Origin of the sequence: Mesorhizobium ventifaucium (genome assembly GCF_935822925.1) — a bacterium.
Classification (GTDB): Bacteria; Pseudomonadota; Alphaproteobacteria; order Rhizobiales; family Rhizobiaceae; genus Mesorhizobium; species Mesorhizobium ventifaucium.
In genome coordinates this window covers 206,468-227,369 of sequence record NZ_CAKXZS010000023.1, presented here as the reverse complement: position 1 = coordinate 227,369, position 20,902 = coordinate 206,468, and the positions used below count along the sequence as shown (strand labels likewise).

22 protein-coding genes are annotated in these 20,902 nt (G+C 61.8%); 5 read left to right on the top strand and 17 right to left on the bottom strand.

Going from position 1 to position 20,902, the window contains the following annotated elements; translation table 11 throughout:
- Positions 1–71 precede the first annotated feature (71 nt).
- From NMG70_RS19080 to NMG70_RS19035, 10 genes are all read right to left on the bottom strand, one after another.
- Positions 72–932, bottom strand: a complete 861-nt coding sequence (locus NMG70_RS19080; protein WP_254025972.1) for a phosphatidate cytidylyltransferase — start codon at positions 930–932, stop codon at positions 72–74.
- The gene (locus tag NMG70_RS19075; RefSeq protein ID WP_254025971.1) at positions 929–1,660 is read right to left on the bottom strand and encodes an isoprenyl transferase; all 732 of its coding nucleotides are present in this window, start codon (positions 1,658–1,660) and stop codon (positions 929–931) included. Before NMG70_RS19075 ends, NMG70_RS19080 begins: the two co-directional genes overlap by 4 nt.
- A 32-nt stretch (positions 1,661–1,692) precedes the next feature.
- Positions 1,693–2,247 (bottom strand): ribosome recycling factor, encoded by a 555-nt coding sequence (gene frr / locus NMG70_RS19070; RefSeq protein WP_254025970.1) that lies wholly within the window; start codon positions 2,245–2,247, stop codon positions 1,693–1,695.
- A gap of 122 nt (positions 2,248–2,369) precedes the next feature.
- Positions 2,370–3,092 (bottom strand): UMP kinase, encoded by a 723-nt coding sequence (gene pyrH / locus NMG70_RS19065; RefSeq protein ID WP_254020117.1) that lies wholly within the window; start codon positions 3,090–3,092, stop codon positions 2,370–2,372.
- A gap of 320 nt (positions 3,093–3,412) precedes the next feature.
- Positions 3,413–4,336, bottom strand: coding sequence for a translation elongation factor Ts (tsf, locus tag NMG70_RS19060; RefSeq protein ID WP_254025969.1), 924 nt, complete (start codon positions 4,334–4,336; stop codon positions 3,413–3,415).
- A gap of 117 nt (positions 4,337–4,453) precedes the next feature.
- On the bottom strand, positions 4,454–5,251 hold the full coding sequence (gene rpsB, locus NMG70_RS19055; protein WP_254025968.1) for a 30S ribosomal protein S2: 798 nt from the start codon (positions 5,249–5,251) through the stop codon (positions 4,454–4,456).
- Between the two features lie 177 nt (positions 5,252–5,428).
- Complete coding sequence (locus NMG70_RS19050) at positions 5,429–6,040, bottom strand: LysE family translocator (RefSeq protein WP_254025967.1); 612 nt, start codon at positions 6,038–6,040, stop codon at positions 5,429–5,431.
- Positions 6,037–6,315, bottom strand: coding sequence for a DUF4031 domain-containing protein (locus NMG70_RS19045; protein WP_254020121.1), 279 nt, complete (start codon positions 6,313–6,315; stop codon positions 6,037–6,039). The genes NMG70_RS19050 and NMG70_RS19045 overlap by 4 nt, the downstream gene beginning before the upstream one ends.
- Before the next feature lie 100 nt (positions 6,316–6,415).
- Positions 6,416–7,714, bottom strand: coding sequence for a lysophospholipid acyltransferase family protein (locus NMG70_RS19040; RefSeq protein WP_254025966.1), 1,299 nt, complete (start codon positions 7,712–7,714; stop codon positions 6,416–6,418).
- A gap of 99 nt (positions 7,715–7,813) precedes the next feature.
- Entirely contained in the window at positions 7,814–8,641 is an 828-nt protein-coding gene (locus tag NMG70_RS19035) for a cell envelope integrity EipB family protein (RefSeq protein ID WP_254025965.1), read from the bottom strand.
- 139 nt (positions 8,642–8,780) lie between these two features.
- On the opposite strand from NMG70_RS19035, the gene NMG70_RS19030 reads away from it, so the two are divergent.
- The 4 genes from NMG70_RS19030 (at position 8,781) to NMG70_RS19015 (ending at position 11,781) form a co-directional block, all read left to right on the top strand.
- Positions 8,781–9,245: a RidA family protein gene (locus tag NMG70_RS19030; protein ID WP_254025964.1), complete on the top strand. Its 465-nt coding sequence runs from the start codon at positions 8,781–8,783 to the stop codon at positions 9,243–9,245.
- 7 nt (positions 9,246–9,252) lie between these two features.
- A complete protein-coding gene (locus tag NMG70_RS19025) occupies positions 9,253–9,981 on the top strand; it encodes a glycerophosphodiester phosphodiesterase (RefSeq protein ID WP_254025963.1) in 729 nt (242 codons plus the stop codon).
- A gap of 41 nt (positions 9,982–10,022) precedes the next feature.
- The gene (locus NMG70_RS19020; RefSeq protein ID WP_254025962.1) at positions 10,023–11,240 is read left to right on the top strand and encodes a GNAT family N-acetyltransferase; all 1,218 of its coding nucleotides are present in this window, start codon (positions 10,023–10,025) and stop codon (positions 11,238–11,240) included.
- A gap of 109 nt (positions 11,241–11,349) precedes the next feature.
- A complete protein-coding gene (locus NMG70_RS19015) occupies positions 11,350–11,781 on the top strand; it encodes an HIT family protein (protein WP_254025961.1) in 432 nt (143 codons plus the stop codon).
- An 89-nt stretch (positions 11,782–11,870) separates the two neighbouring features.
- Here NMG70_RS19015 and clpA read toward each other — a convergent pair whose 3' ends face one another.
- The 3 genes from clpA to NMG70_RS19000 all read right to left on the bottom strand — a co-directional run bounded on the left by clpA (position 11,871) and on the right by NMG70_RS19000 (position 15,477).
- The gene (gene clpA / locus NMG70_RS19010; RefSeq protein WP_254020128.1) at positions 11,871–14,336 is read right to left on the bottom strand and encodes an ATP-dependent Clp protease ATP-binding subunit ClpA; all 2,466 of its coding nucleotides are present in this window, start codon (positions 14,334–14,336) and stop codon (positions 11,871–11,873) included.
- 6 nt (positions 14,337–14,342) lie between these two features.
- Complete coding sequence (gene clpS, locus NMG70_RS19005; protein WP_023801212.1) at positions 14,343–14,669, bottom strand: ATP-dependent Clp protease adapter ClpS; 327 nt, start codon at positions 14,667–14,669, stop codon at positions 14,343–14,345.
- Positions 14,670–15,147: 478 nt separating this feature from the next.
- The gene (locus tag NMG70_RS19000) at positions 15,148–15,477 is read right to left on the bottom strand and encodes a phasin family protein (RefSeq protein ID WP_254025960.1); all 330 of its coding nucleotides are present in this window, start codon (positions 15,475–15,477) and stop codon (positions 15,148–15,150) included.
- Positions 15,478–15,813: 336 nt separating this feature from the next.
- Between NMG70_RS19000 and NMG70_RS18995 the strand changes: the two genes are divergently transcribed.
- Positions 15,814–17,244 carry a D-alanyl-D-alanine carboxypeptidase gene (locus NMG70_RS18995; protein WP_254025959.1) on the top strand — a complete coding sequence of 477 codons (1,431 nt, stop codon included), beginning with the start codon at positions 15,814–15,816 and terminating at the stop codon, positions 17,242–17,244.
- Positions 17,245–17,288: 44 nt separating this feature from the next.
- On the opposite strand, the gene NMG70_RS18990 is transcribed toward NMG70_RS18995, so the two are convergent.
- The 4 genes from NMG70_RS18990 to NMG70_RS18975 all read right to left on the bottom strand — a co-directional run bounded on the left by NMG70_RS18990 (position 17,289) and on the right by NMG70_RS18975 (position 20,760).
- Positions 17,289–17,990 (bottom strand): DnaJ domain-containing protein, encoded by a 702-nt coding sequence (locus NMG70_RS18990; protein WP_254025958.1) that lies wholly within the window; start codon positions 17,988–17,990, stop codon positions 17,289–17,291.
- Entirely contained in the window at positions 17,987–18,718 is a 732-nt protein-coding gene (locus tag NMG70_RS18985) for a vWA domain-containing protein (RefSeq protein ID WP_254025957.1), read from the bottom strand. The genes NMG70_RS18990 and NMG70_RS18985 overlap by 4 nt, the downstream gene beginning before the upstream one ends.
- Before the next feature lie 97 nt (positions 18,719–18,815).
- Positions 18,816–19,253, bottom strand: coding sequence for a DUF1489 family protein (locus tag NMG70_RS18980; RefSeq protein WP_254025956.1), 438 nt, complete (start codon positions 19,251–19,253; stop codon positions 18,816–18,818).
- A 103-nt stretch (positions 19,254–19,356) separates the two neighbouring features.
- Complete coding sequence (locus NMG70_RS18975) at positions 19,357–20,760, bottom strand: L-serine ammonia-lyase (RefSeq protein WP_254025955.1); 1,404 nt, start codon at positions 20,758–20,760, stop codon at positions 19,357–19,359.
- Positions 20,761–20,902 lie beyond the last annotated feature (142 nt).

Below are 20,902 nucleotides of genomic sequence, written 5' to 3'. Positions count from 1 at the left end.
TGGCATCAATACAGGCGAATCCATGGCGCATCCTGCGCAGGTCAAGAAACCAGGCCCGGAATCAATGCCGATCAAGCTGGAAACAGCCCCTGTGCCGGATGGTCGGCGGTCGCCGAAATCCAGCCGATGACGTACAGGGCGAACGCCGCCGCGACAAGCCCGTCGACCCGGTCCATGACGCCGCCATGGCCCGGTATCAGCGTGCCCGAATCCTTGCGGTTGTGGCGCCGCTTCACCCATGATTCGAAAAGGTCGCCAGCCTGGGACACGAGCGAAAGCACCAGCGCGACGACGCCGAGTGCTGCGAGATTGCCGGCTCCGGCCGCGGCGGCCAGAAGCAACCCGGCAACCACGCCGCCGACGGCGCCGCCGAGTGCCCCGCTCTGCGTCTTGCCTGGCGAGATCGACGGCGCCAGCTTCGGACCGCCGACAGCGCGGCCGACGAAATAGGCTGCTATGTCGGTCGCCCAAACCACCGCGAACAGGAAGAGAATGGCGACGAGGCCGGGATGGTCGCCGTCACGCAAAAGGGCAAGTGACAGGCCGGAAATGGCGGCATAGGCAAGGCCGGACGCGTCCCACTGTCCCGTTTGATGCATCGAAGGCTGGCCCGTCGAAGGCTGGCGCATCGAAGTCTGGCGCATCGAAGCCACGACCACGGTGACAACGACCATCACCGCCACAAGAAGCAGCAGCCAGGACGCCGGCAGGCCGGCGACCAAGGCGCCGACGAAAATCAGAAGCAGCGCTTCCGGCAGAAGACCAAGACCCGTGGCGGCGACCGGACGGCACATTCGCGTCCATTCGTAGAAGATCAGGACCGTTATGGCGGCGCAAAGCAGTCGGAAGGGCAGTCCGCCGAGCCAGGTCAGGCCGAGCGTGACGACCGCAAGCACGACGGCAGAAATAACGCGAAGCTGGAGGTTGCTCATCCTTTGGCTGTCACGGCGACGTCTTCAGCGCCAAGCCCGCCGAAACGGCGCTCGCGACCGGCAAAGTTGCGCAACGCGTCAGCCAAATGCTCGCGGCTGAAATCGGGCCAGTAGCAAGGCAGGAAGACAAGCTCGCTGTAAGCCGCTTGCCACAGAAGGAAATTCGACAGCCTGAGCTCGCCGCTGGTGCGGATGACCAGTTCCGGATCCGGAATACCCTGGGTGTCGAGAGAGCCGGCAAAGGATTCGGCGGTGATCGCCTCGCTGTCGAGCTCGCCGCGCGCCACCGCCGCGGCAAGCTTGCGCGCAGTGCGCACGATCTCGTCGCGTCCGCCATAGTTGAAAGCGATGACCAGGGTCAGCGCGTCGTTGCGGACGGTCAGCGTTTCGGCCTCTTCAAGCAGGGTCCTGATGTCAGGCTGCAGCCCTGCCCTGTCGCCGATGATCCTGACCCGCACGCCGTTCTGGTGCAATTCGGCGAGATCGCGGCGGATGAAGATTTTCAACAGGCCCATCAGGTCGCTGACTTCGGACTTCGGCCGCGACCAGTTCTCCGACGAGAAGGCGTAGACGGTCAGGAACGAGATGCCAAGGCCAGGAGCGGCGCGCACCGTGTTGCGCAGCGCCTCGACGCCGGCACGATGCCCAGCAAGCCGTGGCAAGCCACGCGCCTTGGCCCAGCGTCCGTTTCCGTCCATGATGATCGCGACATGCGCGGGGCTTGTCATATTCTCGCTTTCGAGCCAGCAGTGGCCAGACCCTAAACCTGCATGATTTCAGCTTCCTTATCGGAAAGCAGATGGTCGATGGTGCCGATCATCTCGTCGGTGAGCGTTTGGACCTGGTCGGACCGCTTGCGATGATCGTCCTCGCTGATATCGCCGTCCTTTTCCGCCTTTTTGAGAAACTCCATGCCGTCCCGGCGCACGTGGCGCACGGCGATGCGCGCATTCTCGGCATAACCATGCGAGATCTTGACCAGCTCCTTGCGGCGCTGTTCGTTGAGCTCGGGCAGCGGAATTCTCAGATTGGTACCGTCGACGATCGGATTGAAGCCGAGATTGGATTCGCGGATGGCGCGATCGACCGCACCGACCATCGACTTGTCCCAGACCGAAACCGAAATCATGCGCGGCTCCGGCACCGACACGTTTGCCACCTGGTTGATCGGCATCGTGGTGCCATAGGCCTGCACCTGGATCGCGTCGAGCAGGTTGCTCGAAGCGCGGCCGGTCCGCAGCGAAGCTAGATCGTGCTTGAACGCGGCGATCGCCCCGTCCATGCGCCGTTTGAGATCATCGTATTCGCCACTCATCATCGTCTCCTCGACCCGTTAGCCGGATTCACTTCAGGGTAACCCGTATTCAAGCCTCGATCCGAAAACCGGTTCCCGTTTTTCGCCTACGGAAAACCTTCGGTTCGGGATCGGGCTCCCGATCAATCGTCCGTGACGACCGTGCAACGGCCGCCGCCCCTCAGAATATCACCGAAACCACCCTTCTCGTGGATCGAATAGACGATTATCGGGATGTTGTTTTCGCGCGCAAGTGCAATCGCGGCCGTATCCATGATCGAAAGACCGCGTTTTATGACTTCGCCATGGCTGATGCGCTCGAAGCGGGTCGCATTCGGGTCCTTCTTGGGATCGGCGGAATAGACGCCGTCGACCTGAGTGCCCTTGAACAGCGCGTCGGCGCCGATTTCCGCCGCGCGCAGCGCCGCGGCCGAATCAGTGGTGAAGAACGGATTGCCGGTGCCGCCGGCAAAGATGACGACCTTGCCCTGGTTCATATAGGCGGTCGCCTGGCGCTGCGAAAAGCTTTCGCAAAGCTCAGGCATGGCGATTGCAGACAGCACCACCGCGTCGACGCCGATCTTGTTCAGCGAGGTGCGCAGCGCCAGCGAATTGATGACGGTGGCGAGCATGCCCATGTGGTCGCCGGTGACGCGATCTCCGCCCTTGGAGGCAACGGCCACCCCGCGAAAGATGTTGCCGCCGCCGATGACGACCCCGACCTCGATGCCAAGGGTACGTGCCTCGGCGATGTCGGCGGCGATGCGATCGACCACCGATACGTCGATGCCGAAATGCTGCTCACCCATCAGCGCTTCGCCCGACGCTTTCAGCAAGACACGTCGGTAGAGGGGCTTCACCGTCATCTGGTCCTCATCAATATGCGTGTGACGCGCCCGGGGCGGCTTCCCCGCGCAGGCGCTGCCCCGAAACATTGGCGTTCCGATACACGAAGGGCGCCGCGATGTCACGCGGCGCCGGAACCGGTAAACGCGCTTCCAGTCATTGGCTTACACCGGCAAATGCAACTGCACGAGCAGATTCGGACATGAGCAGATCCGGGCGTGAGCAGATAGCCAGCCGGCCTGTCCTCGAAGCCTGGCCTTCATCGATACGCGCAAGAAATCGGCCGGGCATCCACGCGGACACCCGGCCGTAAAGTCTTTTCAGAAAGATAGAGTGCGTTTTACTTCTTGACCGCCGCCGCGACGTCCGCCGCAAAATCGGTCTCGTCCTTTTCGATGCCCTCGCCGAGCGCGAAGCGCAGATAGGCCGTGATCTTGGCCGGTGCGCCGATTTCCTTCTCGGCATCCTGCAGCGCCTTCTCGACGGTGATGTCGGGGTTGAGCACGAAAGCCTGCTTGAGCAGCACGACCTCTTCGTAGAACTTGCGCAGGCGGCCCTCGACCATCTTCTCGATAATCGCTTCCGGCTTGCCGGACTGGCGCGCCTGGTCGGCGAAGATCGCCTTCTCGCGCTCGACCGCGGCCGGATCGAGTTCTTCCGTGGTCAGCGCCATCGGGTTGGTGGCGGCGACATGCATGGCGACCTGACGCGCAAAGGCGTTGGCGGCCTGCGCGTTGCCAGATGTCTCGATGGCGACCAGCACGCCGAGCTTGCCAAGGCCGTCGGCAACCGCATTGTGGACGTAGGTTGCGACGGCGCCGTGCTCGACGGTGAGCTTGGCCGAACGGCGGAAGCCAAGATTCTCACCAATGGTGCCGACAGCGTCCTTGATGGTGTCGGCAACCGACTTGTCGGAACCCGGGTACGGTGCGGCTGCGACGGCCTCGGTCTTGCCGCCATAGGCGAGCGCCACCTTGGCGACGTTGGCGACGATCTCCTGGAAGGCAGCGTTGCGGGCAACGAAGTCGGTCTCGGAATTGACCTCGACGACCGCCGCCTCACGCACGCCGGAATCGACGCCGATGAGGCCTTCGGCCGCGGTACGGCCGGCCTTCTTGTCTGCCTTGGAGATGCCCTTCTTGCGCAGCCAGTCGACGGCCTCTTCCATGTTGCCGTTGGTCTCGTTCAACGCCATCTTGCAGTCCATCATGCCCGCGCCTGTCAAGTCGCGGAGTTCTTTGACCTGTGCAGCCGAAATGCTCATTGTCGCCTCTTTGTTTAAAATGCACCGACGCACCACCGGTCCTCGATGATGCGCCTGGCGCCAGCGCTTTGCGCGCCAAAATATGAGAAAGATGAAGGCCGAAACCGGCCTTCGCTGTTACGCTTCCGGTGTCTGGGCGGCCGGTGTCTCGGCGGTCGGCGTCGGCTCGAGTGCCGGCTCGATCGGAGCCTCGGCCAACGCGCCGACGTCGACGCCAAGCGCGCCCTGCTGGCGAGCGATGCCGTCGATTGCAGCCTTGGCGATCAGATCGCAATAGAGCTGGATGGCGCGGGCCGCGTCGTCATTGCCCGGAATCGGGAAATCGATCTTGTCCGGGTCGCAGTTGGAATCGATGATGGCGACGACCGGGATGCCGAGACGCTTGGCCTCGAGGATGGCGATCGCTTCCTTGTTGGTGTCGATCACGAACATCAGGTCAGGCGTCGAGCCCATGTCCTTGATGCCGCCCAGCGCCTTGTCGAGCTTCTCGCGCTCGCGGTCGAGGTTAAGGCGCTCCTTCTTGGTGAGCCCCTGGGCCTCGCCAGCCAGCATCTCGTCAAGCTTGCGCAAGCGCTGGATGGAGTTCGAGATCGTCTTCCAGTTGGTCATCATGCCGCCGAGCCAGCGGGAGTTGACATAGTACTGGGCCGAGCGCTGTGCGGCGTCGGCAACGATATCGGACGCCTGGCGCTTGGTGCCGACGAACAGCACGCGGCCACCCTTGGCGACGGTGTCGGAAACCTGCTTCAGCGCCTGGTTCAGCAGCGGCACCGTCTGCGAGAGGTCGATGATGTGGATGTTGTTGCGGGCGCCATAGATATAGGGCGCCATCTTCGGGTTCCAGCGGTGGGTCTGGTGGCCGAAGTGAATGCCAGCTTCCAAAAGCTGGCGCATGCTGAAATCAGGCAGAGCCATTCTTATTTCCTTTTCCGGTTAGCCTCCACGGACACAGGCATTTCTGGACTTTGTCCTCGAACGCCACCGGAGGTTTCAGCCGGATTTCTCCCGGGCAGACACCAAAGTCCGTGTGTGGAATGAGCGCGCATATAGAAGGGTTGCGCGGCAAACGCAAGCGCTGCGGTGTCCTGCGGCTCAACGTGCGGCGATCAGCGCACCGGTGCCGATCATGGCGCCGCCGGCAAACCTGTTCATCAAGCGCATCCGCCTTGGCGTCTTGAACCAGCTCGAAGCCTGCCCGGCAAGCGCCGCATAGACGCCCATGGTGATCATGTTGACGCCGATCACGACCGCAACCACGAGCAGCCCCTCGGCGAAGCTCATCGTGTTGAGATCGAGGATCAATGGCATGATGGAGGCGTGGAACAGGATCGCCTTCGGGTTGCCCAGCGCGATGGAGATGCCGAGGAAAAAAGATCGAGACAGTCTTGCCTGCGTTGCCTGCAGTCCATCTGATCGCGCGGAAGCCGATCGCCACATCCTGATGCCAAGAAACATCAGATAGGCAGCACCTGCATATTTCAGGATGAGAAAAACCCATTCGAAGGTGTGTGCCAGTGCCACGAGACCGAGCAGCGCCAAAGTCACCAGCACCGCGTCGCCAGCGGCGATGCCGAGCCCAGCCAGGAAAGCGCGAACGAACCCGCGCGAGACGCCACTGGCGATGACCGTGAACATCGCCGGGCCAGGCGTGGCGGCGGCAAATGTGATCGCGGCGCAATAAGCCAGAAATGCCGTCAACGTCATGGTCGTATCTTCCCCTTCGGCACGCGGACCCGCCGAAAAACAGCAACGATCTCCTCGCGGCTGCATTCGACGGCGCCCAGCCGCACCGCACGGTCGCGCTCGAAGCCGGTTATGTCATAATGCGGCGCCGATGTCTTCGGCGGCCCCTGATAGGATGAGCGCTTGATGCCAAGCTGTGCTGCAAAACGATGCAGCTCATCGGTATCGTCGGCCAGCAGGTGACACCAGCGGTGGCCGACCCATTTCCAGATCGCCGCGTCGACATAGACCGCCATGAGGCTTGCCGCACTCCTTCATCTGCGCCGACCAGCGGAGCCGCAGCTCACCTGGAGCCGAGATCCAATGCTCGCAATGCCAATGCTAGCGATACCAATGTTAGGGATGATAGAAGGGATTCGGATAGAAAATGAAGCCGCCGGCGGCTTCGAGTTCCGTCACTGTCGTGGTGACAGCCGCCTGCATGCGGCTGCGCAGTTCGGCGAGCGCATCGTCGACCGAGCCAGGATAGGCGTGCAATCCCAACGGCTCCGGCACCCGGATATGCGCGCAGCGCGGCCCGGCCGGTTGCGGCACGAAGCGATTGACCGTGTCGCGCAGCGTGCCCTGGCAATAGTCGTTACGAATGCGCTTCAGATGCTCTGCGATCTCCTCTTCCGTGATGCGCGGATTGGCTGAGGCCCACGGTCCGACGCGTTGGAGACGCTGGATCGTGTCCGCCAGCAAGCGGATCTGTTTTTGTCGCTCGGGATCGCCGGTGCCTTCCCGCAGCCAGCGGCGCGACCGGCGCAAAAGCTCGGCGATCTCGCTGGCGCCGGGATCGACCGACACACCCTCCCCCAGACGCCGGCTCAGCTCGAGCAGCAATTGCTTCTGACGCGCGGCGTTCGAAGCCCGCTCGTCGGGCGCCATGCCGCAGGCAATCTCATCGCGCGACAGCAGCGTCGCATAGATATGGTGGACGCGCTCCGGCAGCGTATCGGCGGCACGGCGTTCGATCTTCAGGCTTTTCTCGACATAGGCGCATTCCTGTGCCAGCGCCGGCTCGACATTTTTGGTGAAGGCGAGCTTCCAGACAACCGGCGCGATCCAGACTTCGAAATCCTGATCTGTGGCGCGACCGCGTTTGAGCGCTTCGAACCCCATCTCGACTGCCCCCGGAAGAAGCGGACCGACGACATTGGCATGCCAGCCGACGCCGCCTTCGGGATGCAAGAGAACACCATGCCCTTTCAGCGCCCAGGCGATCGAGTGTTCCTTGGCAGCACCGCTGTTGCCGGGTATCTGGGCGATCAGATTGTTGGCCAGCCAGAATTTCTGCATGATCCGGCCGAGGCCGTTGACGACGCCATGCGTGGCCCAGGATGCCGCGAGAGGACTGACCCGTGAGACGATCTCCTTGTCGATCATCCAGTCGGTAAAGAATTCCGGATGGTTGGGCGTGATGAACGTCGCCTTGCCTGCGCCGCAACAGGCCTTCAGCCGTTGCCGGTCGTCGTCGGGAAAGTCGATATGGCGGACATTGGCGACACCACGCAATCCGGCCACGCGGTTGAACGGCAACAGATCGCGAAACACGGGAATGCCACGCAGCATGACGACCCGGTTGACGACAGTCATGATCCTGATCAGCGCCGGATTGGGCGTCGGCGCCACGAACACGTCGATTTTGCTCAACCCACCCCCCGATCGATCGCTCGGCGTAGAGGTTGAAATGCAATTGCGGCGTGTTCAAGTCATTCACCGCCGCCTTGCGGGCGTGGCTAACCTGGCGCTCTATTTCGACGGACAGGGTTTCGTCTGATCGAACAGCGAAAGATTGACCAGCTTGCCGGTCATCGAGAAGTCGTTGTAGTCCATGAGGAGGTCGCGCGTGATGCCGTTCTCATGCAACTTGAAGCTGATCCGGTATTCCGGCACCTCCTCGCCTGACTTGTCGGTGCTGTCGAAATAGGCGATGTCGACTGGCCAGTATTTGTCGCTGGCGAGTTTTGCCAGTGCCGGCACTTCCGGATCGGCCTTGTCGGCATCGGATTTCTTGCCGACGACGACGGTGGTGGTCATCACCTTGTTGGCATCTTCCGAACCGTCGAATAGGTTGGTTTCGTAGAAATTTTCGCCCTTTTCGGCCTTGTCGATCAGTTCGACCAGATGCTGTGTCGGAAACTGGGTGGCCGGCAGTTCGACGCTGCTCTTCTCCGGCTTGTCGATATCGACCTTGAGGCCGTTTGTCTCCTTCGTCGCGGTGCCCTTGACCTCCTTGTCGAGAGTCTGGTCGACGAAGGATTTTGTCACGAACGAGAAGGTCTTGCCTTCGGCGTCCTCGAAAGTGGTCGTCTGCTGGTCGGTCAGCCTTGTATTCTCGTTGGTGACGATCTGGGTGACGAAACGGAACTTCACCGTATAGCCTTCGCAAGGCGAGCCATTGAACTCATAGACCATGCGGCCGGAAATGCCGGTGATGCCCGAGCGGTCAGAGGCCTTGTCCAGGGTCAGATCATAAACCGCGCGATGCGCCTGCAGCGCCGGTACGGCAAAAGCCGGCGCCATCGAGAACACTGCTGGCAGCAGGACAGCGTGGAATGCGAGGCGTGTTGCGCGCATGAGGGGCTCCGATCATCGCGCCCTGTTGGCAGGTCGCATGGAAAGAGGGTTCAGCTTAAAAAAAGTCGTGGCGGAAGCGAGGCAAAAATTGCAATTTCGGCCCGGCCTGCGCAGCCTCATCTAGCAATAGGGAAATACCATGAATGAGACAATCGAAAAGCGGCTAAGCGATCTCGACGTGAGGCTTCCCGTCGCCGCCGCGCCCGCCGCCAATTACGTGCCCTATTGCAGGTCAGGCAATCTGCTGTTCATCGCCGGACAGCTGCCGCTCAAGCAGGGCAAGCTGCAGGCGAGCGGGCTGCTCGGCCGTGATGTCGACACCGCAGCCGGCAAGGAAGCGGCAAAATACTGCGCGATCAACATATTGGCGCAGGCCAAGGCAGCACTTGGCGATCTCGAGAAAATCTGCCGCGTGGTGAAGATCACCGTCTTCGTCGCCTCGGCGCCGGATTTTGTCGAACAGCACCTGGTTGCCAACGGCGCCTCGGATTTTCTGGTTGCAGTGCTCGGCGATCCCGGCAAGCATGCCCGCGCCGCCGTCGGTGCCGCCTCCCTGCCGCTTAATGCCGCAGTGGAAATCGAAGCCATCTTCGAAGTCGAATGAGCCTAGCATGACCGACCTTTCCTGGCTGACCGCCCGACCCATTGCCCATCGCGGCCTCCACGACATGAACAAGACGCGCTGGGAGAACACGCTTTCCGCCTTTGCCGCTGCGGCTGAACGCGGCTATGCGATCGAATGCGATGTGCATCTGTCGTCAGACCGCGTTCCGGTGATCATCCACGATGGCGATCTGAAGCGGCTGACCGGCCAGGATGGTTTCGTCTGGCAGCGCACGGCAGCAGAAATGACGGCCCTCAAGATCGGCGGCACATCAGATCATCTGCCGACGCTGCAGCAGGCCCTCGACCTGGTCGATGGTCGCGTGCCGGTGGTCGTCGAGCTGAAAGGGGTTCCGGGCCGTGACGAAGACTTGGTGGAAAGCGTCGGCAAGATGCTCAAAAACTACAAGGGCAAGGCGGCGATCATGTCGTTCGACCACTGGCTGATCCGCGATTTCCCGAAACACGCGCCCGGCATTCCGGGCGGGCTGACCGCTTATGGCAACGAAGTCAAGCTGATCGAGGCGCATTTCGCCATGCTGGCGCACGACATCGCCTTCACCTCCTACGCCGCAGGCGACCTGCCGAACCGGTTTGTCAGTTTTGTGCGCAAAAGGCTCAAAATGCCGGTCATCACCTGGACCGTGCTCGACCAACCGGCGGTCGACCTGACCTTCAGATATGCCGACCAGATGACGTTCGAAGGATTTGAGCCGGATCTTATGCAGGTCGCTTGAACCGAGCTTGCATGAACCGGCACGGACCTTAAATAGGCCTCATGGATCAAGGCGATGAAGGCGACGGGCAAACGGCGAATGGAGCGTATGCGATCCGGGTTGCCTCCGGCATCGGCGCCTTCACCTGCGCTGAATGGGATGGCCTCGGCGGGACCGCACGCGGCGATATAGAAAACGGCTACAACCCGCTCGTTTCCTTCGCCTTTTTGAGTGCGCTTGAGGATTCCGGCTGCGCCGTGCGGCGCACCGGCTGGCAGGGCCATCATCTCAGGCTCGAGACAGCACAGGGAAAGCTCCTCGGTGCCATTCCCTGCTACCTGAAATCGCACAGCCAGGGCGAATATGTTTTCGATCACGGCTGGTCGGACGCGTTCGAGCGCGCCGGCGGGCGTTACTATCCAAAACTGCAATGCGCCGTGCCGTTCACGCCGGTCACCGGCCCTCGCCTGTTGGTCAACAAGGGCGAGGACAGTCGCGCCGTTAAGGCCGGCTTGGCAGCCGGCCTTAAGGCGGTGACGGAAAAGCTCGGCGTATCCTCCGCGCACGTGACTTTCGCGCAGCTGAGGGATGTCGAGGCGCTGGAAGCGGCGGGCTTCCTGCACCGCACCGACCAGCAGTTCCACTTCTTCAATGAGGGTTATTCGACCTACGACGATTTTCTCGCCATTCTGGCATCGCGCAAGCGCAAGGCGATGAAGAAGGAGCGCCGCGAGGCGCTCGCTCACGGCATCTCGATCGACTGGCTGACCGGCAAGGACCTGACCGAAAGGGTCTGGGACGACTTCTTTGCCTTCTACATGGATACCGGCAGCAGGAAATGGGGCCGGCCCTATCTCAGCCGCGAGTTTTTCTCGATGATCGGCGAGCGCATGGCCGACGACATCCTGCTGGTGATGGCCAAGCGCAATGGACGCTACATTGCCGGCGCTATCAATTTCATCGGTTCCGATGCGCTCTATGGGCGCAACTGGGGCTGCATCGAGGACCACCCCTTCCTGCATTTCGAGGTCTGCTATCACCAGGCGATCGACTTCGCCATCTACCGTAAGCTGAAGGTGGTCGAAGCCGGCGCGCAAGGCGAGCACAAGCGGGCGCGCGGCTACAGGCCGGTGACCATGCATTCGGCGCATTACATCGCGCATCCCGGCTTGCGCAATGCGGTCGCCGACTATCTCAGGCGCGAGCGCCGCGAGGTGGAGCGGATGGCCGGCTATCTCCAAGAGCACACCCCGTTCCGCAAGGATCTGCCCGACGATTAGAGCGCGCGACATGCATTTACACTTCGAACCTCCGCATCGTACTTTCCGAAAATCGATTCCGGTTGTCGGGTGGATGCGGTAGAGCAAGGCACAATCCGGAGCCCACGCCATGGCCGAAACCACCTACGACAGCAATAATATCTTCGCGAAAATCCTGCGCGGTGAAATCCCGTCGCATCGCGTCTATGAAGATGACGCGGTTGTCGCCTTCATGGATGTGATGCCGCAAGGGCCGGGTCATACGCTGGTTGTGCCGAAGGCGCCGTCGCGCAACCTGCTTGACGCGGATCCGGCGACATTCGGACCACTCTTCGCTATCGTGCAGAAGGTAGCGGTGGCGGTGAAGAAGGCCTTCGGCGCCGATGGCGTCACCATCCTGCAGTTCAACGAGCCCGCTTCGGGCCAGACCGTCTACCACCTCCATGTCCATGTCATTCCACGCTTCGAGGGCATCCCTTTGAAGCCGCATAGCGGGCAGATGGAGAAGCCAGAAGTGTTGGCTGAGAACGCCGGCAAGATACGGACGGCGCTGGCAAACTGACGCCGGGCGTCGCGCGCGTTCGGCCACCCACCAGCTCTTCATCCGCAGAAAAAAGCCCCGTTTCCGGGGCTTTTTTAGCTTTTAGGCCATCATCCCTTGCGGGGCAGTTGCGGCACCAGGCTGCGCTTGCTGCCATCCTTGCCCTTGGGCTCCGGCTTCTGCGCGATCGCCTTTTTCGCGGCGGGCTTCTTGCCGGCAGCTTTCTTGGGTTTTGGCGTGTCGTCCGGTTCTTCCTTCTTCGGCCTGACCGGCGCCTCGTCGGCGAGCGACTCAAGCTTCAGCCCGGTTTCGCCAGTCTCTTTCTTCTCGACGGTGACACGCACCGTGCCGCCCTTCTTGAGCTTGCCGAACAGCACCTCGTCGGCCAGCGGCTTCTTGATGTGCTCCTGGATGACGCGGCCGAGCGGCCGTGCTCCCATGCGCTCGTCATAGCCCTTCTCGGCCAGCCAAGCGATCGCCTCCTGCGACAGGTCGAAGGTGACGCCACGCTCGGAGAGCTGGGCCTCGAGCTGCATGACGAACTTCTGCACCACCTGGTGAATGACCGGCACCGGCAGCGAGCCGAACGGGATGATCGCATCGAGACGGTTGCGGAACTCCGGCGTGAACAGCCGGTTGATCGCCTCGACATCGTCGCCTTCGCGCTTGGTCGAGCCGAAACCGATCGCCGCGCGCTGCGCATCCGAGGCGCCCGCATTCGTGGTCATGATCAGGATGACATTGCGGAAGTCGATCTGCTTGCCGTTGTGGTCGGTCAGCTTGCCATGGTCCATGACCTGCAACAGGATGTTGAACAGATCCGGATGCGCCTTCTCGACCTCGTCCAGCAACAGCACGCAATGCGGATGCTGGTCGACGCCGTCGGTCAACAAGCCGCCCTGGTCGAAGCCGACATAGCCGGGAGGCGCGCCGATCAGCCGTGAGACGGTGTGGCGTTCCATATATTCGGACATGTCGAAGCGGATCAGTTCGACACCGAGCGAGGCGGCGAGCTGCTTTGCCACTTCGGTCTTGCCGACGCCGGTCGGCCCCGAGAACAGGTAGGAGCCGATCGGCTTCTCCGGTTCGCGCAGGCCGGCCCGCGCCAGCTTGATCGCCGAGGTCAAAGCCGTGATCGCGGTGTCCTGACCGTAAACGACGCGCTTCAGCTCGACATCGAGACCGGCCAGCACCTTCTCGTCGTCGGCGGAAACCGTCTTCGGCGGAATGCGAGCGATGGTGGCGATCGTCGCTTCGATCTCCTTGATGCCGATGGTCTTCTTGCGCTTGGCCTCCGGCACCAGCATTTGCGAGGCGCCGGTCTCGTCGATCACGTCGATCGCCTTGTCCGGCAGCTTGCGGTCGTTGATGTAGCGCGCCGACAGTTCAACCGAAGCCTTGATCGCCTCAGACGTGTAGCGAACCTTGTGGAACTCCTCGAAATACGGCTTGAGACCCTTCATGATCTCGATGGCGTCCTCGATGGTAGGTTCGTTGACGTCGATCTTCTGGAAGCGCCGCACCAAGGCGCGGTCTTTCTCGAAGAACTGGCGGAACTCCTTGTAGGTGGTCGAGCCGATGCAGCGGATCGTTCCGGACGACAGCGCCGGCTTCAACAGGTTCGACGCATCCATGGCGCCGCCAGACGTCGCCCCTGCCCCGATCACGGTATGGATCTCGTCGATGAACAGAACCGCGCCCGGATAATCCTCGAGCTCCTTGACGACCTGCTTCAGCCGCTCCTCGAAATCGCCGCGATAGCGGGTGCCGGCCAGCAATGTTCCCATGTCGAGCGCGAAGATGGTGGCGTTATGCAGCACTTCCGGCACGTCGCCCTCGACGATGCGCTTGGCGAGGCCTTCGGCGATCGCCGTCTTGCCGACGCCGGGGTCGCCGACATAGAGCGGATTGTTCTTGGAACGGCGGCACAGCACCTGGATGGTGCGGTTGATCTCGGACTCGCGCCCGATCAGCGGATCGATCTTGCCGGCCTTGGCCTTGTTGTTCAGATTGACGCAATAGGCGGTCAGCGCGTCCTGCTGCTGCTTTTTCTTGCCGCCGTCCTCTTGCGGCTCGGCGCCGCTCTGGCCCTGCTCGTCATCGGCGCCGCGCGGCGACCGCGTCTCGGATGCGCCGGGCCGCTTGGCGATGCCATGCGAAATGTAGTTGACCGCGTCGTAGCGGGTCATCTGCTGTTCTTGCAGAAAATAGGCGGCATGGCTCTCGCGCTCGGCGAAGATGGCAACGAGCACGTTGGCGCCGGAGACCTCCTCGCGGCCGGACGACTGCACATGGATCACCGCGCGCTGGATGACGCGCTGGAAACCGGCCGTCGGCTTGGAATCCTCGTCATAGCCGGTAACGAGATTATCGAGCTCGGTGTCGATGTAGGTGAGAACCGTATGCTTCAACTCGTCAAGATCGACGTTGCAGGCGCGCATGACCGCGGCCGCCTCGGTGTCGTCGATGAGCGCGAGCAGCAAATGTTCAAGGGTTGCGTATTCGTGGTGCCGCTCATTGGCGAGCGTCAGCGCCTGGTGAAGCGCCTTTTCCAGGCCTTGGGAGAAAGCCGGCATGTTACCTCACTTCTTCTCCATCACGCATTGCAGCGGATGCTGATTCTGTCGGGCGAAATCCATGACCTGAGACACTTTGGTCTCGGCCACCTCGAATGTATAGACCCCGCACTCGCCCACTCCATGATTGTGAACATGTAGCATGATGCGTGTGGCGGCTTCACGGTCCTTCTGGAAAAAACGCTCCAGCACGTGAACCACGAATTCCATGGGTGTGTAGTCGTCGTTGAGAATGAGGACCCGATAAAGGCTAGGCTTCTTGGTCTTGGTTTTGGTGCGCGTGATGACAGCCGTGCCGCGACCGGTTTCGTTGCCGTCGCTGCCGTTTTGCATCCGCACCACATCTGTTGTGGCAGTCAAACCTGTAGTCACGTAACCCTGCCTTTTCGAATCCCCATGCGAGTTCGACATGTAGGTGTTCGATGAATGATTTTAAGCCCTTCTGTTTAGCTGACAATATGGCTAGGTGGCCAAACTTGACCGATTTTTCGAAATCGTGAAGGCAGCAGAGCCCCTGATTTCAAAATCGAGGGCATCGGCACGATCCGACAGGCGTGGAGCACTTACGGTTTATCGTGAATGCGTCAGCTAACGAACGACATGCATATGACAACGAACCTGGAGCGCGTCGCATGATCCCTTCAGACGCGCTTTAGGGGCCAGCGAGTCTGTCAGGGCAGGACACACCTAGTGGTGAAAATCTGACGCTTAGTGCCGGAGCCGAAAAATTCCCATGAAAAAACCCGGCCGCACGTTCGCGACCGGGTCCGTCTTGCAGGCCCAAGGGCCGTGCTCACATCTTATAGCGAGATTATTTCGCCTTTGCGACCATTGATTCGAATGGCTTGTAGGCTTCCTTGGCGAGTTCGGCATAGAGATCACTGAACTTGGTGGCTTCGGTGACGAAGGCTTCGTACGACTGCCTGGCAAAATCGGACTGGATCTCGATCGCTTTCTCCAGCGACTTGGCCGACAAAAGTTTCTCGGCTGCTGCGCTGCCGGCCTCGAAGCTTTTCTTGGTGTACTCGCCCGCCTCGGTGGCGATAGCCTGCGCACCCTTGGAAAGGGATGCGAAGCTCTTCAAGCCGGTGTCGGCAAACTCCTTGCCGTACTTGCTGAAATCCTCATAGGTCTGGGTCATTCACGCAATCCCTTGACAGTTGTCCTTGAGCGGTGGGCGCGGCCTTGTCCCGGGCCGCGTTGTGCAATGCAGGTAATATATTGTGCACTGCACAAAAGTCAAGGTTTCACCGAGTGCGGGTTTCACCGGGTGCGGCCCCAGCCATCCGGCCAGCAAATCGGCGCAACCATTGGGTAGTGCTAAAATTCGAATAAAGAAAAGCTCAAGCTCGAAGAAAATGGTGAACGCCGCGGTTACCATAAACGGATTGGTAACGCTGGCTGCGATAGCTTGGCTTGAAGTGAGGCAGGACCCCTTTGCCGCCTCCACCGCAACAAAAATTCAAAGGAACCATCGGTGCGTCAGGCGTTGTCGGGCATTCTCTCCAAATCCGCGTCCTCTTTGAAAACGATCATGATCCTCGCTTTGGCGATGACATTCGTCGTTGCCGACGCTGCTTCGTCCATGGCGGCGAGGTCGGCGGCCATCGTCATCGACGCCAAGACCGGCGAGGTGCTTTACTCTTCGAATGCCGATGGCCGACGCTATCCCGCCTCGCTCACCAAGATGATGACGCTTTACCTGGCCTTCGAGGCCATGGCGAACGGCAAGATCAGCAAGAACTCCCGGGTCGTCTTCTCGGCCAATGCTGCTGCCGAACCGCCGACCAAACTCGGCGTCAGACGAGGCGGCGCGATCACGGTCGAGACCGCGATCCTGTCGATGGTGACCAAGTCGGCAAACGACTCTGCAACCGCGCTAGGCGAACTTCTCGGCGGCAATGAAGCCAATTTCGCCCACATGATGACAGCCAAGGCGCGGGCACTGGGCATGAAGGGGACCGTTTTCCGCAACGCCCACGGCTTGCCAAATCCCGGTCAATTCACCACCGCGCGCGACATGGCGGTGCTCGGCATCGCGCTGCGGGAGCATTTTCCCCAGTATTACAGCTATTTCTCGCAGCGTTCCTTTCTCTACGGCCGCAGGCGCATCAACGGCCACAACCGCCTGCTTGGACGCATCAAGGGCGTCGACGGCATCAAGACTGGCTACACCCGCGCCTCCGGCTACAATCTCGTCTCCTCGGTCGACGACGGCGATCGCCGCATCGTTGCGGTGGTCATAGGCGGGAAATCCGGCGGCAGCCGCGACAACCAGATGGCCGCATTGATCAAAACCTACCTGCCGAAGGCGTCGTCGCGCGGCAGCGGCATGCTGATCGCCAAGGCCAGTGGTGGCAACCCGATCACCGCTCTGGCGAAAGTATTCCTGCCCAAGCGCGACGCGCCGACGCCGGACAGCAGGCCGGACGGCGATGCCCCGGACGACGATGCCCCGGACGCCGATGCCATTGCCTCCCTTGTCGAGGAAACCGAGCCCGTCGTTGAAGAAGCCACCCCCGTCGTTGAGACCAGGCCCGTCTCTCAGACCAGGAAGGTCGAGACAGTGGCCGCGGCCACGGCGGACGACGTGGCGACCGCACGGGTCGCAGCAGCCTATGCCGAACCGGCAACGGTCGATCCCGTCAACACGGCATCGGTGCCGTCCGGCTGGGCAGTCCAGGTCGCCTCTTCGCCAAAACAGTCCGAAGCCCAGGCTCTTCTGGACGAGATGAGCAAACAGGCGCCTTCGGTCCTGGCCGATGCTGTGGGCTTCACCGTCGCCTTCGAAAAGGACGGCGTCACCTACTACCGCGCCCGGTTCGGTTTTGGCTCGAAGACTGCCGCCTGGAAAGCCTGCAACGCCCTGAAGAAAAAGAAAATCGAGTGCTACGCCGTCCACCAGTAGGAGGCGTCGAAACATCTCCCGGAAAAATTATGCGTCGAAGGAGACTAGTTGTGATTGGAGAGCAAGACGTCCTTGGCTTCGTTGATCCGCGCCGCCAGAAAAGAAGTGCCGCCGAGATCGGGGTGCAGGCGCTGCATCAGGCGGCGGTGCGCCTTGCGGACATCCGCCGCGGCGGCCCCCGCTTCAAGACCAAGGATCTTGTAGGCCTCCTCCTTAGTCATGGCGCCCGAACCTGGCGAAACACCCAGCCCGTCGCCACCATTCGCCTCAGCGTCTTTGCGCCAGATGGGAAATCTGCCGTCAAGATACGTCTCTAGCAGCTGGCGGCTCTCCGGGTCGCCGGGGAGTTCGCGATAAAGCTGCTGCAATTCCGCAAGGCTCATCGTGCCTAGCATCTTGCCTTCATGGCGACCGACAAGCACGAGGCCCTCCAGACTGCCGGTATCGTGATCAAGCTCCATTTCGAGCGCCGCGGTGCGCACCGTCGAATACTTGCCCGGCTCCAGTTTCGCCGTCGGCCGCTTCATCCGCATCGAGCCATACCAGGCGAGCGCCGTTGACAGGATCAGGCCGCCGATGGCTTCGCGTCCAACCAGAAGCGCAGCGACACCGACCAGCGCCAGCAGGACGGGCCCAACTGTCCTCATCCCGCTTGCGAGTTTCGCGGGGTCGGCGCGCAGAAACACCGTGGCCACACCGAGCAGCACCAAAAGCAACGCCACGAATGCGATAGTCGCGCCCATCATTTCCTGCCGCTCCGCAGATGCTCGATCATCAGCCGGTCTTCCGGCCTGCCCCTGGCCTCCAGAGCCTTCAGCCCGCCCGTCGCAAACACGGCGACCGCCGACAGCAGGCTGGCCAAGGTTGCGGCGGCCCGCCGATCAAATCGGAACCAAGCCCCTTTGGACAGCCGCGCAATTTCCTTGAACGCCTTTTCCGCGCCGGCATCATGGCCCTCCTGAAAGACGAAGACAGGAACGCCGTGCAGGCCGAGACTGCCGGCCTTTTCCGCCAGATCGTCGATATTTTCCTCCATCGCGTCGCCGATATAGACCAGCGCGTTGACCTTGGCCGCCGCCGTCTGTTTCAACGCATGGGCCAGCACCTTGCCGATCTGGGTGTGGCCGCTACGGCATTCGATCCGCGTCATCAGCTGCTTCAGCGTGTCCGTATCGGTGACGAATGCGGATGAGCGGCACTCGCCAAGACCACGAAAATAAACCAGTTGGACCTTGAGCGCCCCGGCCTTGCCGACGGCGTCGAACATCTCGCCCTGCAGCGCACAGGCGAGATCCCAGGTCGGCTGGCGGCTCATAGTCGCGTCGAGGGAAAGGATCAGCCTGCCAGTACCGGTCGCGGACGCAGCGAGCGTCCTTGCCTGACGGATAAACGCGTCGATCTCGCCGGTGCTCGATTGGGGTTCGACCGGCGCAGGATTGGCCTTTGCGGGCACGGGCTGCTTCTTGTCGCTCATGACATTCAAGATGTGGCGTTGTCGCACAGCTTGCAAGCCCAGCATGAGGCGACGTGGAGGGCCAGCCATCACGGCAGCTTTGAATTTTGCGGTCTTCCTAGAGAAGGCCGAGATCGGCAAGCTCGCGCCTGAGTTTCGGCGGCATTTCGACCAATCCCGCTTTGCCCTTGCCGAGATCGGCCGGTGCGTCCGACGGTTTCAAATAACGCCAGCCTTGAAAGGCGCGGCGCGGCTGCCATTCAGTGCGCACGACCGCGGGATCGAGGATCAGGCGACAGCGGCCGATACCCTCGTCATCGGTGAAAGGACGGATTTCGGTGATCAACTGGCGGCATTGCACATTGCCCTTGATCACCCAGTAGAGGGAACCGCCATCGGTGACCTCGGCGCCGCGCGTCGGCGTCATGCGGGTGGTGTGGTAGTGCTCGACCGGTTCACCGGCGCGCCGCCGTTCGTCGAGGCGGAAGGCGATCCACTCTTCGAGATCTTCGACGCTGTCGCAGCCAACGCAGAGCTTTATGAGATTGAGGGACATGGATTAAGGTTTAGTCCGGCGCGCGAAGGCGTCAACGGCCCGGTCGACTTTCTCCACAGTGCCGCTGTTCTCCACAGTGCCAATCCACAGTGCAAAGTTTGGCTCAGCATTCCACGATATTGACGGCCAAGCCGCCGAGGCTGGTTTCCTTGTATTTCTCGTTCATGTCGAGGCCGGTCTGGCGCATGGTCTCGATCGCGGCATCCAGCGGCACGAAATGAACGCCGTCGCCCTTGATGGCCAGCGACGCGGCAGTCACCGCCTTGACGGCGCCGAGCGCGTTGCGCTCGATGCAAGGCACCTGCACCAGCCCGCCGACCGGATCACAGGTCATGCCGAGATGATGTTCGAGCGCGATCTCGGCGGCGTTCTCGACCTGCTCGGGCGTGCCGCCCATCACGGCGCACAGCCCCGCTGCCGCCATCGCCGAGGCCGAACCGACCTCGCCCTGGCAGCCGACTTCGGCGCCCGAGATCGAAGCGTTGGTCTTGATGATGCCGCCGATCGCCGCCGCGGTCAGCAGGAAATCGCGAATGCTTGGCTGGTCGGCCTCGGGGTGGAAATGCAGCCAGTAGCGCAGCACCGCCGGCAGCGTGCCTGCAGCACCATTGGTCGGCGCGGTGACGACGCGCCCGCCGGCGGCGTTCTCCTCGTTCACCGCCATGGCATAGATCGACAGCCAGTCGTTGGCGAGCAGCGGATTGGGCCGGTTCTGCCGCCACTGCTCCTGCAGCTTGTCATGCAACTGTCGCGCGCGTCGGCGCACCTTCAGTCCGCCCGGCATGATTCCGTCCTGCGACAGGCCACGCTCGATGCAGCTCTTCATGGCGCTCCAGATGCCGTCGAGACCGGCGTCGAGCTCTTCACGCGACATCTGCGTCTCTTCATTGACGCGCTTCATGTCGGCGATGGAAAGACCGCTTTTCGCGGCCATCGACAGCATCTCGACGGCGTTCTTGAAGGGGTATGGAACCTTCTTGCCTTCGCTCGTCACCGAGCCCTTCGCCTTCATCCGCTGCAGCTCCTCCTCGGAAACCACGAAGCCGCCGCCGATCGAATAGTAGATGCGCTTGAGCAGCAGGCGGTCGTCGGCATCATAGGCGGAGAAAGCCATGCCGTTGGCGTGGCCGGAAAGCGGCGTCTTGCGATCCAGCACCAGATCCGTGGCCGGGTCGAAGCGATAGGACGGATGGCCGGGCGACGAAATCCGCTCCTCAGCGGCGATAAGGTCGACGATGCTGTCCGCCTGATCGGGGTCTACCGTCTGCGGCGTCTGGCCGGCAAGCCCGAGCACGACGGCGCGATCTGAACCATGGCCGATGCCGGTATAGGCAAGCGAGCCGTGCAGGCTGGCGGCGATGCGGTCGACCTTGGCGCCGGCCGGGCGTGGCCAGTCATCTCCCGCGACCTCGTCGAGAAAACGCCGCGCAGCCGTCATCGGCCCCATCGTGTGCGAACTCGATGGTCCAATGCCGATCTTGAACAGGTCGAAAACCGAAAGGAACACGCGCCGCTCTCCTATTGGAATTTACATATAGGAATTCCTGTGATGTTTCCGCTCTTTCGCAGATTGCGGCGCTGCACCTGCCGACCTTGTTTGCTCCGGCAGCGACATCGTTGCGTTCCGCCATCGAAGCGCCGCCACCGCT